The 13,845-nt window shown below is 58.8% G+C and carries 12 protein-coding genes; 3 read left to right on the top strand and 9 right to left on the bottom strand.

The window, feature by feature from the left end; genetic code table 11:
- Positions 1 to 78 precede the first annotated feature (78 nt).
- The 8 genes from J0G10_RS02130 to J0G10_RS02095 form a co-directional block, all read right to left on the bottom strand.
- Positions 79 to 1,011, bottom strand: coding sequence for a sigma 54-interacting transcriptional regulator (locus tag J0G10_RS02130; protein WP_095047071.1), 933 nt, complete (start codon positions 1,009 to 1,011; stop codon positions 79 to 81).
- Between the two features lie 53 nt (positions 1,012 to 1,064).
- Complete coding sequence (locus tag J0G10_RS02125) at positions 1,065 to 1,646, bottom strand: alpha/beta hydrolase (RefSeq protein ID WP_095047070.1); 582 nt, start codon at positions 1,644 to 1,646, stop codon at positions 1,065 to 1,067.
- Between the two features lie 355 nt (positions 1,647 to 2,001).
- A complete protein-coding gene (locus tag J0G10_RS02120; protein WP_003220570.1) occupies positions 2,002 to 2,403 on the bottom strand; it encodes an ExbD/TolR family protein in 402 nt (133 codons plus the stop codon).
- Between the two features lies 1 nt (position 2,404).
- Positions 2,405 to 3,130, bottom strand: a complete 726-nt coding sequence (locus tag J0G10_RS02115) for a MotA/TolQ/ExbB proton channel family protein (RefSeq protein ID WP_093440486.1) — start codon at positions 3,128 to 3,130, stop codon at positions 2,405 to 2,407.
- A 44-nt stretch (positions 3,131 to 3,174) separates the two neighbouring features.
- Positions 3,175 to 3,984, bottom strand: coding sequence for an energy transducer TonB (locus tag J0G10_RS02110; protein ID WP_095125255.1), 810 nt, complete (start codon positions 3,982 to 3,984; stop codon positions 3,175 to 3,177).
- A 377-nt stretch (positions 3,985 to 4,361) separates the two neighbouring features.
- Positions 4,362 to 4,688 (bottom strand): hypothetical protein, encoded by a 327-nt coding sequence (locus tag J0G10_RS02105; RefSeq protein WP_034151843.1) that lies wholly within the window; start codon positions 4,686 to 4,688, stop codon positions 4,362 to 4,364.
- A 189-nt stretch (positions 4,689 to 4,877) separates the two neighbouring features.
- Positions 4,878 to 6,221 (bottom strand): aryl-sulfate sulfotransferase, encoded by a 1,344-nt coding sequence (locus tag J0G10_RS02100; protein WP_220557290.1) that lies wholly within the window; start codon positions 6,219 to 6,221, stop codon positions 4,878 to 4,880.
- Between the two features lie 23 nt (positions 6,222 to 6,244).
- Positions 6,245 to 8,605: a TonB-dependent receptor gene (locus tag J0G10_RS02095; RefSeq protein WP_095047066.1), complete on the bottom strand. Its 2,361-nt coding sequence runs from the start codon at positions 8,603 to 8,605 to the stop codon at positions 6,245 to 6,247.
- A gap of 165 nt (positions 8,606 to 8,770) precedes the next feature.
- Between J0G10_RS02095 and J0G10_RS02090 the strand changes: the two genes are divergently transcribed.
- Positions 8,771 to 9,715, top strand: a complete 945-nt coding sequence (locus tag J0G10_RS02090; protein ID WP_095125252.1) for a LysR family transcriptional regulator — start codon at positions 8,771 to 8,773, stop codon at positions 9,713 to 9,715.
- Positions 9,716 to 9,930: 215 nt separating this feature from the next.
- A complete protein-coding gene (locus tag J0G10_RS02085) occupies positions 9,931 to 11,547 on the top strand; it encodes an alkaline phosphatase family protein (RefSeq protein WP_220557288.1) in 1,617 nt (538 codons plus the stop codon).
- 211 nt (positions 11,548 to 11,758) lie between these two features.
- Here the strand turns inward: J0G10_RS02085 and J0G10_RS02080 are convergent, their stop codons facing one another.
- Entirely contained in the window at positions 11,759 to 12,667 is a 909-nt protein-coding gene (locus J0G10_RS02080; RefSeq protein WP_095047063.1) for a TauD/TfdA dioxygenase family protein, read from the bottom strand.
- Positions 12,668 to 12,850: 183 nt separating this feature from the next.
- Between J0G10_RS02080 and J0G10_RS02075 the strand changes: the two genes are divergently transcribed.
- Positions 12,851 to 13,771 carry a LysR family transcriptional regulator gene (locus tag J0G10_RS02075; RefSeq protein WP_093440454.1) on the top strand — a complete coding sequence of 307 codons (921 nt, stop codon included), beginning with the start codon at positions 12,851 to 12,853 and terminating at the stop codon, positions 13,769 to 13,771.
- Positions 13,772 to 13,845: the final 74 nt, after the last annotated feature.

The raw sequence follows: 13,845 nt of genomic DNA, 5'->3' as shown, positions 1-13,845 counted from the left end.
AATACCGGGATTTTTTATTCCCGGACAATAACGTTTATTCAGCTTCATATTCCATTTTGTTCATGTTGAACGAAACGGTTACAACCCCTCACTCAAACGAATCAGCAAATCTTTCAATGCCTTACGCTCGGCGACGCTGCCGCCGATGTTGATTTGTGCAACCAGCCGTTCGATCTGAAGCTGCGGCCCAGACGCTTCGGGCAGATTCAGGTGCTCCGGAAGAATCTCGTCGCCCGTGCTCACCAGCAACGCAAAATGAATGACGTTTTCCAGCTCGCGGGTGTTGCCCGGCCAACTGTGTTGTTCGAGCACGTGCTGCGCCGCTTCGCTGATCAGCGGTACGGGAAGGTCGAGACGCTGGCTGTAGATACCGAGGAAATACTCGGCCAGCGACAGGATATCGCCGGTACGCGCACGTAACGCCGGCAATTCGAGGTGGCCCTCGCTGAGGTAGTGATAAAGGCGCTCGTGGAATTTCCCGGCGTCCACCGCTTGCGCCAGATCGATGCTGGTGGCCGCGACCAGCCGCACATCCACCGGACTCGGCTGATGCGCACCGACACGGGTGACTTCGTGATTCTCCAGGGCAGCGAGCAATTTGATTTGAATCGGCAGCGGCAGATCGCCGATTTCATCCAGATACAAGGTGCCGCCGTTGGCCGAACCGAACCAGCCTGCACGGCTGCTGGCCGAGCCGCTGTAACTGCCGGCAGCATAGCCGAACAGCTCGGCATCAGCGTAGGTCGGGCTGATCGCCCCGCAATTGACCGAAACGAACAGACCGCTGCGGTCACTGGCGCGATGGATGTGCCGGGCGAGCAGTTCTTTACCCGTACCGGTCTCGCCACGGATCAATACCGAAGTCGAGCGCGGCGCCAGTTGCTCTAGCTCCTCACGCAGTTGACGCGAGCGCGGATCGACGAACACCAGCGCCTTGGCGCGAATGCTCAGGGGGCTTTTTTCCGCATCGGGAAAGGTCAGCAACGGCTGACCGAAGGTTTCGAAACTCATGGCAGGCTCCCGCCCAAAACCGCCGGCAGACGGGGGCGTTGAAAGGAAAAAGGTCAGGCGCGGCGGCGGGCGTGGTGTTCCATACGGTTTTGCAGGCGATAGAGATAAGCAAAACCCTGCTCCCAACGCTGATGCCCGGACTTGACGTTGATGTGTCCGGCACCGGCGAGAATTCCCGCCTCGGCACCCCAGTTGCGCGCCAGCTCCAGTGCGCGCGGCGCACTCACGGCGGCGTCGTTGTCGGAGCTGACGACCTGGCTCGGAAACGGCAGCAGATCAGTCGGAATCGGCGCGAAATTGCGCAGCGCCGGTGCACACGCCGGACGCTCGACATCTGCCGGCGCGACCAACAAGGCGCCACGCACCTGACGCAGGTATTGCAGCGGCGCAGTGGCTGCCCAATGGGCAACGGTGATGCAGCCGAGGCTGTGGGCGATAAGAATGACAGGCGTGCTGTCAGCGGCAATCGCCTCGGCCAGTGCCGCCACCCAGTCTTCACGACGCGGCGTCAGCCAGTCGGCCTGCTCGACCCGCGCGCTGTTCGGCAGGCTGTTCTGCCAGTGGCTTTGCCAATGATCTTCTGGCGATCCTTGCCAGCCCGGCACAATCAGGTAGCGGATTGATTCGTTGCGCATGGGGAGCTCTCCTGCGTCGTGTCTGTTCCTGGACGAGTATAGGGAGGGGATTTATATTCGTTAAGGAATAAGAAGCTATTTATTAAGACCTGAATTGAATATGAGATTTGTGCATGGCTTGAAATCTTTTCCCCCTCACCCCAGCCCTCTCCCCCAAGGGGGCGAGGGGGAAAGGGAGCCGATCTTCATGCCGTTCAAATCTTGAGTTCGACTCGAAATCTCAGGTCGGCGTACCTCGAACAATCACCTCGGTCAGTCCCCTCTCCCTCTGGGAGAGGGTTCTGCTTTTAATGCCAGAAATAAAAAAAGGGCCGCACCCTGCCAAGGAGACGGCCCCGGAAAAACGTAAATCCTGTTACCGCGCGGTAATCACCGACAACTTGGTAATCCCCGCCCGTTCAATCGAAGCCATCGCCCGCGCCACTTCGCCGTAGTTCACCCCGTCATCGGCCTGCAATTGCACGCGCACTTCCGGGTCCTTGGCCTTGGCCGACTTGAGGTTGAATTCGAGCAAGTCAGGCTGAATCTCGTCCTTGTTGATAAACAGCTTGCCGGCGCCATCGATGCTCACCACCAGCGGGTCCTTCTGCTCGACCGGCGCCACCGCTTCGGTCTTCGGCAGGTTGATCGGAATCGCGTTGGTCAGCAGCGGCGCTGTGACGATAAACACCACCAGCAGCACCAGCATCACGTCCACCAGCGGGGTCACGTTGATCTCGCTGAGTACCTCATCACTGTCTTGCGTGGAGAAGGCCATATCAGGACGCCTCCTTCACTTTTGCTGCGTTGCCCGGCGTTGCGACCTTGTGCGCCGTCGGGTGGATCAACACGCGGAACGCACTCTTCTGCGCCAGGCTGTAGAAGTCGTGGGCGAAGTCATCCAGATCCGCCGCCGTCAGTTTCAACCGACGCAAAAAGTAGTTGTAAACCAGCACCGCCGGCACCGCGACGGCGATCCCCACACCCGTGGCGACCAATGCTGCACCAATCGGCCCGGCGACCGTTTCCAGGCTCGCCGAACCTGCGGCGCTGATGCCTTTCAACGCTTCCATGATTCCCCACACCGTGCCGAACAAACCAATGAACGGCGACGTACTGCCAATACTCGCGACCACCGCCAGGCCCGTTTCCAGCGAACGGCGTTCGCGAACGATCTGCTGACGCAATGCGCGCTCGAGGCGATCCTGATGGTTGATCGCCTGGCTCAAATCATTCGCCTGTGGCGTCTCGCCCACCTGAATCGCCGCGTAACCGGCCTGTGCCACCCGCGCTGCAGCGCCGGGTTGGGTCTCGCTCAATTCAGCGGCTGAATCGAGACTCGACGCCGCCCAGAAACGCTTATGAAAACGCCGATCCTGCGCCTTCAGCCGCCCGAACTGCACAGCCTTGAGCAGTGCCAGGCCCCAGGTAGCGACGGAAAAAACCACCAGCAGCCAGATCACCGCGCTTTCGATGGATTCCAGTGGAGATGCCAGTAACGTCATGATGATTCCCTCGTGTAAACGTTTCGCGCGAATTTGGTTTCGGTTTAATGAATCTTGAAATCGATGGGCACGCTGACCCAGCCGTCCTGGGCGACATCACCCTGCTTGGCCGGGACGAAACTCCAACGTTTGACGGCGTTCAGCGCCGCGTCGTCGAGCTGTTGCCGGCCACTGCTTTTGGCTATCTGGATCTCACCCGGTTTGCCGCTGGCCAACACATGCACACGCAGCAACACCGTGCCTTCCCAACCGCGACGCTGAGCCAGCGACGGGTATTCCGGTGCCGGGTTTTTCAGGTATGCGGCGTTCGCTGAGGCCGGGGTTACCGGTGCCGGCGCGGGGGGAGCAGGTGGCGCTGGCGCTGCAACCGGGGCTGCCGGTTGTGGCGGCGCGGGTGGTTGCTCGACGGCTTTCGGCGCTGGTTTGGGGGCCTGTTTAATCACCGGTTTGGGTTTCGGAACGGGTTTTGGCGGCGGTGGTTTTACCGCCAGTTCGTCTTCTACCGGCGGCGGTGGCTCAACCACAGGCGCAGGTGGGGGCGGCTCGACAACCGGTGGTGCTGGTGGTGCCGGGCGCGAGAATTCGATAGTCATCGGCGGAATTTCCGGCGGCACGATCGGCAGCACCGGCGTCGGCTTCTGGCTGATCCAGTAGATCACCGCGCCATGCACCACCAATGCGAGCACGCCGAGCAGAAGGATTTCGCGCCGACTCAAAATACCTTTGGGCGCACGCTGCAAACGCAGCTGTCCCAACGGCACACGATGCGGCCGGCCGAGATCGACCAACTCGCCACCCGGCGTCTGACGCCACAGCAATTCCTCTGCGCTGGCGGCGGTCTGGACATTGCCCATTGATTCACTCCCTGCGGTCTTTTTGCGTTCTCTACAAAAACTGCCGATCAACCGTTTGTTGAATCCCCCACGGCGAATCGATGGATGAATCATTGGGCTTGGCGCTTATCTCCGAAAGTAATCTTTAACGTTATGCATAGGCCTTTATGGAATATGAAAAATGATCAATTCCGCCAAAGCCGCGTGCTACGCGGGCTGCAGCGATGCATGAAAAAATGCATGCTTTTCAGGCATTAAAAGTATTCATGCAACGCATCAAATTCACCTGACCCGGTTTTGCAGGACGACTAATACCAAGTAGATAGTTGATTATTATTTTCTAAAAACAAAAAAAGGCCGGGCACTTTCGTGCGCCGGCCTTTTTGTTCAATCAGCTTTTATTGCTTGACGAACTCCCCTGCCACGCCAACAACATCACCATCAAAGTTTGTGCGCGAACCAACCGCACGAACTTTTGAATAATTGTGATCCGGCGAGAACAATGTCCAGGACTGATAACCAGTGCCGTCATTCAGAGCCGTGAACGTGATGATCGTAGGCTGCCCGGTGCTGTTCTGGAAATGGTAGTGCCCGTAAGCAATGTCGTAATTCACGCCGTTCTGACTGAATTTACCGCTGAAGGTGCCGTTGGAATCGTTGCCATCGGTAATCGTCAGTTTGGCGCCAGCGTTAGCGTTTACATAATTGCCATTAATGCTCGACATAACGAGATTTCCTTTATCGTTGGATAAGTGTCTTCCGATGAGAGCAAGTTTCCTCCTGGAAACTCACGACAGTCAGAATGGTTGCACATTCAATTATTGTCCACGCGAGCTACTAACGAAATTGCAATAAGCACTATTCAACCCGCTCATAACTTATCGCCGTTCGATCGAGCATTAATTCCAATTCAACTAACGGCTGGCATTGGTTTGCTGCACACCGACAACCGGGGCATTAACCGCCGTCTCGGAGCGTGGCGTACCCGTTGGCACCCAGTCATAACTCACAGGCAGTGCCCGATACACCCAGTTGCTGATCGCGTCGCTGCCCGGCGCCTTGCCGAGATAGGGGCTGACGTATTCCCAGACGTTCTCACCGTTGGCCGTCACTTGGAAAAACCGCCCGTTCATGCCTTCATCGATTAACGTATTGCCGTTGGGCAAGCGCCGCGCGCTGCTGATAAACGAGCTGTAGAACGCCCACCCCGGTTGCTTCGAATTGGCCGCGCTGTACTGCCATACGATCTCGCTTTTCACCGGGTCGATTTCCAATACCCGCGAGCCGGAAATCAGCCCGAGGGTGACGTTCGGATAACCCGCCGATCCCTGGTTATCGAACACCAGCACGTTACCTGCGCCAGGCAATCCTGCCGGAATGATGTGCGCATCATGCTGACCGACAAACTGATCCACCGGACGCGGCAATTTCTGCGCGGTTTTCGGGTTGATCAGCGGCAAATTCGGGCCAAGACGCCAGACCACTTTGCCGCTGTTTTTATCGATGATCGCGATGAAGTTGGCATTGCGTGAATCGATCAACAGGTTGTCCGGATTGAAGCGCTTGTCACCGGAATCGAACCACTTGTTCGGCCCGACCAGGCTGAGGTTGTTGATGTGCAGGTAGTCCGGATTTTCACTGGCGCGCACCAGCTTCAACTGCTCGGCGGTGAAGCCGAACTCATTGAGATGCTCCGAGGCCAGCCACTGCCATTTCACCGCGCCTTCGGGGCTGACTTCATAGATCGCATCGTCGATCACCTCGGGCACTTTGAAGCCTTTGACCTTGTGCACCTTGTTCGCCAGCACCACGGTGTTGCCGTTGCTCAAACGGCGCTGATCATGGTGCTGTTGCGCGGCGCCACTGGGCGCCTTGTCGCCCCATTGCCAGATGACTTTGCCATTCCAGTCCAGCTCGCCAACGCTCTGATTGCCCAGCCCGTTGCCGGCCGAACCGAGTTTGCCGGGATCCTTTTCACTCAATTGCAGCAGCACATGGCCGCGCTCACCGCCAACCAGTTCTGGATCGATGATCGCCGACGGAAAGCCTGCCTGTGGCCAGGTTTTCACCTCGTTGCCGTTCATGTCGATCAGGTGCGTCTGTTTGTCCGCGCCGCTGAAAATCACGTACTGATTGAAGGCCTTGTTCGGGTCATAACGGGTCACGCCGGTCGGGTAAACACTTGGTGCGGCGAAGGCGCCGGCACTGAGCACTGCGCCGGACAGCAACACCGGCAAAGCCGTTTTGATACGCAACATGATGCAGCTCCTTGAGTGACGAATCAGAAGTCGTAGCGACCGGTGACGCCGAGGGTGCGCGGTGTGCCGAGCAGGCCTTCATAGCCGCCGTTGCCGCCCGTCCACAGGGTCGTGTAGTAGGTTTTGTCGAAGGCGTTTTTCAACCACAGCGACACGTCCCACTGGCCTTGGTTGAAGTCGCCGCGCAGACCGGTGGAAAAATTGACCACGGCGTAACTCGGGATCTGTCCGTAGTCGGAATCCTCGACGGTACCGACGGCTTTCGAGCGAAACGCGTAGCTCGCGGTGACGTAAGGTTCGAAGCCGTTATCCAGATTCCATTTGTATTCGCCGTTGGCGTTGCCGATCCATTTCGAGGCGCCGACCACTTGATGGCCGCTGAGGTCGCAAGACGCTGGAGCACCCGGCGCCTGGCTGACTTCCGGCGGGCACGGGGCATCTTTGTACGAGAGGTAGCTGACGTCGTTGTAGGAGCCATTGATGTTCAGGGTCAGGCCGCGCAGCGGGATCACCGTGCTTTCGAACTCGACCCCGCGCGAGCGCACGGAACCGGCGTTAGTCAGGTACTGCACGCGATTTTCCGCGTCGTAGGCGTTGGTCTGGTAAGCGTTGACCTGAGTCCAGAAGACGTTGGCGTTGAGTTGCAGGCGGTGATCCCACAGCGTGCTCTTGAAGCCGAGTTCGGCGTTGTTCGCGCGTTCGGTGCCGATCAGCAGCGAATCGGCACCCGCTACCGGAGCGGAACCGACGGCGAGGTTGACCCCGCCGGATTTCTCGCCGTGGGATAACGTGGCGTAGCCGAGCACATCGTCGGTGATCCGGTAGCTGAGATTGAGCAGCCCGGAGGGACTGGAGCTGTACTGATTCAAGTCGCCGGAATCGTAAGCGCCGGCACGACCGCGTCGCGCCGTGGCCGCAGCGCCCGTTACGGCGGCACCACCGAGCGGCGCATCGCGGGTGACCCAGGCAGATTTCTCCTCATACGTGCCACGCACCCCGGCGGTGAAATCCAGCCGCTCGGTAAGGTGCCAGGTGCCTTGGGCGAACAATGCAAAACTGTCGGTCTTGATATGGCCGTTGCCGACACTGGTGACGTTGGCCAGCGCACCGGGCGCCGTACCATTCCAGATATCGGCTTGCGGGCCGTAATAGGCGAAGGATTTATTGTCCAGATCCGAGCCGAAGTAGTACGCGCCTACGACGTAATCGAAGAACTCACCCTTGGGCGAGGCCAGGCGAAATTCCTGCGAGTACTGTTTGTCCTCCACCGACACCCCGGCGTTGTAGCTCGCCGGCACGTTGAGGCCGTCGTCGTTGCGCGGAGTGAAATTCCAGAAGCGATAGGAGCTGATCGAAGTCAGCGTGAAGTCGCTCGGAAGCGTCCAGTTGGCTTCCACCGACGTGCCACCCTGATGCACGGTAACGTGCTGGTCGTTGTCCAGATTGACCTTGCGGTGTGAGCCGTTGACCAATGTTGCGCCGGCCGCGTTGGCGCGCGACTGATAGAGATTGACGCCATTGATGGTCGGCCCGGTGTTGTAGAGCACGCGGGTGCCGGCGCTGGAATCCTCCTCGTTGTAGTCACCGATCCAGCGCAGATTGAAATCTTCATTGGGCTTGAACAGCAGTTGCGCGCGGAAGCCCTCGCGCGAGCCGCCATTCAAATCATGGCCGTCGTATTCGTTTTTGATGTCACCGTCACTGCGTGTGCGATAGGCCGAAAAACGCCCAGCCAATTGATCGTTGAGCGGGCCGGAAATGGTGCCCTTGGTCTGGAAATAACCGTCCTCGCCGACCGAGGTTTCGATGCTGCGCTCAGGGGTGAAGGTTGGCGCGCGGGTGCTGATGTTGATCACCCCGGCGGTGGTGTTTTTGCCGAACAACGTGCCCTGCGGCCCACGCAAGACTTCGAGCTGTTCGATATCCATCAGGTCAAACACCGCCATCCCCGGGCGGCCCAGATAGACGTTGTCGATGTACAGGCCAACGCTGCCTTCCAGGCCATCGCTGGCCGGGTTATTACCGAGGCCGCGGATCGATACGCTGGACTGCCGTGCGTGCATGTAGGCGACGTTGACGCTGGGCACCAGTTGCTGCAAATCCTGAATCCGGTAGACCCGCTGCGTCTCCAGATTCTGCCCACTGACCACGCTCATTGGCGTTGGTACATCTTGCGAGCTTTCTTCGCGGCGGCGGGTGGTGACGGTCACGGTTTCCAGTTGCGAACTGTTGGCGGCAGGCTTGCCGGCCGGCACCGGCGCCGGGGTTTCGGAGTCGGCGGCGTAACCGTGAGTCCAGCTCGCGCTCCCTGCCAGCAACAGGGCCAGAGGCAGGCGTTTGAGCCGTCGTGGCGTTAGGGGTGACGCAAGGTTCAACGGACTCATGGCGCGGCTCCTGGTCAAAAAACACACAGACATCTTTAGCGCTGCATATTCTTTTAAGTTATTTATTTATATATTTACAGATATTTACTGCATAAGAGATTGCCTTTATAAGGAGTCGACCTAATGCATATCCAATGCATTTCCCGGATATTTTTTATGTGAAAAATGCATATCGACTTGCGTCAACTTCGTCACTTCATCGCCCTGGCTGAACAACGCAGCTTTGTGGCTGGCGCGCAGGCGGTGAACCTGTCGCAGTCGGCGTTCAGCCGCAGCATTCAGGCACTCGAGCACGGCGTTGGCTGTCAGTTGGTCGATCGCGGACGCAAGGAATTGCCGCCGACCAAACAGGGCCAGGTATTGCTCGAACACGCGCGGCGACTGGTCAGTGGCGCGCAGCAGATGGCCAACGAGATCAGTCAGTTCAATGGGCTGGAAGCGGGGGAATTACGCTTCGGTTGTGGGCCGGCGCCGGCGGCGGGTTTGATCCCTCGGGCGATTGGCAGCTTCATCGGCCGCTATCCGAAAGCGCGGGTGCAGTTTCAGGTCGATGACTGGCAGAGTCTGAGCAAGCGACTGATGAGCGAGGAGTTCGAATTCTTTGTCGCTGACACACGCTACTTCGAGGCGGATCCGGATTATCTGACGCACCGCTTGCGGCCGCGTAAATGGCATTTCTGTTGCCGTGCGGGGCATCCGCTGGCGGGTTTCGATAAGGTCAGCGCAGAGCAATTGATGAGCTATCCGCTGGCGGTGAGCATTCGTCCGCCGAACTTGCGCAAGGTCATCGTTGACCTCAGTGGGCGGCCGGATTTCACCCCGAATGTCGAATGTGAAAACAGTTCGAGTCTGCTCAGTGTGGTGCTGCGTTCGGAGGCGATCGGCATTGTCGGGGCATATTCCGATGCGCTGCATCAAGCCAAGGGAGAGTTGGTGTGTTTGCGCATTGAAGGGTTGGCGGATGATCTTGAGGAGTTGTACACCCGCTATGGGATTGTCAGCCGCGCGGGGTATCGGTTGTCGCCGTTGGCCGAGGCAATGATCGAGCAGATAAAAGAGATTGATCAGCAGGATGAGGAGGTTTGCTCGCTGCAGAATCTCGCTGTCTGATCCAGCGCTATCGCTGGCAAGCCAGCTCCCACATGATTCGCGCCGAGCACAAACCATGTGAACACCCCTAATACTTGTGGGAGCTGGCTTGCCAGCGATAGCGGCAGTGCAGGCGCCGATGCATTTCCTGCATAAAACCCATTCCCCAAATGCACTTGCCGAACACCCCCACCGAAAGCGAAAACCCTCGCCTGTCCCATTGACCGGTGAACCCCATGCCCACCCCGCCAAACACCGTGCACAACGTGCTGTACATCATGTGCGATCAACTGCGCCGCGATTACCTGTCCTGCTACGGCCATCCGCATCTGCACACACCGAATATCGATCGCCTCGCCGCTGCCGGCGTGCGTTTCAGCCGCGCCTACACCCAAGGCACGATTTGCGGCCCGTCGCGGATGTCGGCCTACACCGGACGCTATGTCAGCAGCCATCAAGTGGCGTGGAACGCCGTGCCGTTGCCGCTGGAAGAACTGACCATCGGCGATTACCTGCGCCCGCACGGCATTCGTACTGCGCTGGTCGGCAAGACCCACGCCACGGCGAATGTCGATGCCTTGCAACGCCTGGCAATCAATCCCGAAAGCGAACAGGCCGAAATCCTCAACGAAGTCGGTTTCGAACCTTACATGCGCCACGACGGCATCTACCCCGACGACCCGCTGTTCGACGACAAACGCGAATCCGCGCCCTACACCCATTACCTGCGCGAGCAGGGTTTCGACGGCAAAAACCCCTGGCACGACTGGGCCAACGCCGCCGAAGGCGAGCACGGTGAAATCCTCAGCGGCTGGCAAATGCGTCATTCGAATTTGCCAGCACGAATTCCCGAGCAACACTCAGAGACTGTCTACACTACAAATCGAGCCATCGACTTCATCACCGAGCAAGGCGAGAAATCGTGGTGTTTACACCTTTCCTATATCAAACCGCACTGGCCCTACATCGTACCAGCGCCGTACCACGCCTTGTACAGTACGAAATCGATTCTCGAAGCGATCCGCGCGACACCCTCCGAAGCCAGCAAACACCCCGTATACACTGCCTTTCGCCAGCATGAGGAAAGCCTCAACTTTTCCCGCGATTCAGTACGATTGACTGTAATCCCTACGTACATGGGTCTGATCAAGCAGGTGGATGATCAACTCGGACGGCTGTTCGACTTTTTGCAGAGCAACGGTCGCTGGGATGACACATTGATCGTGTTCACCAGCGATCACGGCGACTTTCTCGGTGATCACTGGTTGGGCGAGAAGGAGTTTTTGCTGGAGCAGGCGGTGGGCGTGCCGTTGATCGTGCGTGATCCTCGGGCGGCGGCGGATGTCACGCGCGGCACGGTGGAAGATCGACTGGCGGAAACCATCGATGCATTGCCGACCTTTCTTGAAGCACTGGGATTGCCGGGGGCGGAGCATCGGCTTGAAGGGCGTTCGTTAATCCCGCTTCTGCACGGCGAAAATCCGCACTGGCGCCGCTATGCAATCAGCGAATACGACTATGCCTTCCAGGCGCCGGCGCGGGAGCGTCTGGGCCAGCCGATCGATCGTTGCCGGATGACCATGGTGCGCAGCGAGCGCTGGAAATACCTGGCGTACGACGGCTTTCGGCCGCAGCTGTTTGATCTGTTGAATGATCCGCAGGAGTTGCGGGATTTGGGCGAGGATCCGGCGTATGCGGGGGTGCGCGAGGAGCATGCAGGGTATTTGTTTGAGTGGGTGCGGGGGTTGAAGCGGCGCACGACCATCAGTCATCAGGAAATTGATTTGCGCGGGCAGCGGTTTCGTTATGGTGAGCCGGAGTCGGAGAAGGTTGTTCAGATTGGTGTCTGGTAGCGGGAAGAGCCCCTCACCCTAACCCTCTCCCAGAGGGAGAGGGGACTGAATGGGGGATATTTCAGAGGTACACCGACCTGATCCAGCTTCATCGAATCCATAATCGATAGGGTCTTTCAGGTCGATGCATAACGCGAGACAACTCGGTCGGCTCCCTCTCCCTCGGGGAGAGGGCTGGGCGGGCGGCGTTCCGATGAGGGGCTTTTGATCTTTAATCACGACCCTTGATGGTCTGACTACGCTGCCCATTCGCGCCCACCGGCACTTCACCCTTCAACGTCACCCGACGCACCACCCGATCCTGCGTGCCGTAATCATCAATCGCATAATGCTGCGTCGAGCGGTTATCCCAGATCGCCACATCACCGGCCTTCCAGCGCCAGCGCACGATGTTTTCCTGGCGAATCACATGGCTCTGCAACAGCCCGAACAGATGCGCCGAATCCGCTTGCGAGTAACCCTTGATGCGTTTGACGAAATGCCCCAGCAGCAAGCTCTTCTCACCGCTGATCGGGTGCACGCGCACCACCGGATGCTCAGTCTCGTAAACGGTCGACGTGAAGACCTTGCGATAGCGCTCAAGCTTCTCCGCCGAGACGTCCGGCTTGGCGCTGGCGTAGTCATATTCGTTGCTGTGCACGGCGACCAGTTTGTCGGCCAGTTCACGCAGTTCGGTCGGCAAGCCGTTGTACGCCGTCGCGGTGTTGGCCCACAGGGTGTCGCCGCCGAATGCCGGCGCGACGACCGAGCGCAGGATCGAGGCTTTCGGGTAGGCGTCGACGAAAGTCACGTCGGTGTGCCAGGAGTTGGCGCGCTGGCCCTCGGCACCGTCCAGCTCCAGCAGATAACGCGTGCCTTCGCGCGACGGCACGGTAGGGTGCGCCACCGGCTCGCCGAGCAAATGGGCGAAGGCTTCCTGACGCTGATCATCGAGTTGGGTCTGCTCACGGAAGAACACGACTTTGTACTGAACCAGCGCCTGTTGAATGGCTTCGACGGTGGCGGCGCCCAGCTCACCGGACAGGTGCACGCCACGGATCTCGGCGCCGATACGACCGGCGACCGGATGAATCTCCAGCGCGTGGACAGCGGGTTTTACTGCGAGTGCGGCATTGCTCATGGGTAGACCCTCATCGACTGCTTACGGTTTTTAACGGCAGCGAAACAACGCTCTATCTATATTCCATTTACATCTAATAGATATTCACATGCTTCGTTGACGGAATAAGAGCTTGCATTTAAAACCTCTAGCAACCCTCGTCGCAAATGCCTTCGAGCTATTTTTAGGATGCCGGAAAAGCATATGGATCTTCGCCAGTTGCGTTACTTCATCGCCCTCAACGAACACCGCAGTTTTGTCCGCGCGGCCGACGCGATGGGCATCACTCAACCGGCGTTCAGCCGCAGTATTCAAGGGCTCGAGCAGGAGTTCGGCTGCGTGCTGGTGGATCGCGGCAACAAGGATTTGCGCCCTACACCCGAGGGCCAAGTGGTGCTGCAACACGCCCTGAGCTTGGTGCAAGGCGCGGCGCTGCTCAGTGCCGAAGTGACGCAGATGACCAAGCTCGATGCCGGTGAAGTGCACTTCGGTTGCGGCCCGGCGCCAGCAGTGAAACTGGTGCCGGACGCCGTGGCGCAATTCATCAACGCGCACCCGAAAGTGCGCACCTGTTTTCAGGTGGATAACTGGGAAAAACTCAGCCGCGCGTTGAGCCGTGAAGAGATCGAATTCTTTATCGCCGACATTCGCCATTTCGAGTCCGATCCGAACTTCCAGACCCAGGCACTGACACCCAAACGCGGGGTATTTTTCTGCCGCCCGGGACACCCGTTGCTGGCCAAGGAAAGCCTGTCGACCAACGACATGTTCGACTATCCGCTGGCGACCACGCTGATCCCGCCGGGGATTCGCAAATTATTGGCGAACCTCAGCGGCCGCATCGATTTTTCCCCGACCATCGAGACCGAGCATTTTCCGGCGCTGGTGAAGGTGGTGCTGCAATCGAATGCGATTGGCGTCGGTACGGAAGAGGCGTTTGTCGAGGACATTGCCAAGGGTTCGCTGGTGTTGCTGCACTGGCGTAATTTGCCGCAGAACCTGGAGAGCATGAATGCGCGTTGCGGGATTGTCAGTCGTACCGGGTTTCGCCTGTCGCCGGCGGCACGGGCGATGATCGAGACATTGGTGGCGGTGGATCGGCAGGAAATCAGCGTCGCTGTTTAAGGGGATCGTTCCCACGCTCTGCGTGGGAATGCAGCCCGGGACGCTCCGCGTCCCAAAGTGGACGCAGAGCGTCC

The organism is Pseudomonas germanica, from assembly GCF_019614655.1.
Classification (GTDB): Bacteria; Pseudomonadota; Gammaproteobacteria; order Pseudomonadales; family Pseudomonadaceae; genus Aquipseudomonas; species Aquipseudomonas neuropathica.
This window is presented reverse-complemented; position numbering and strand designations above follow the sequence as displayed.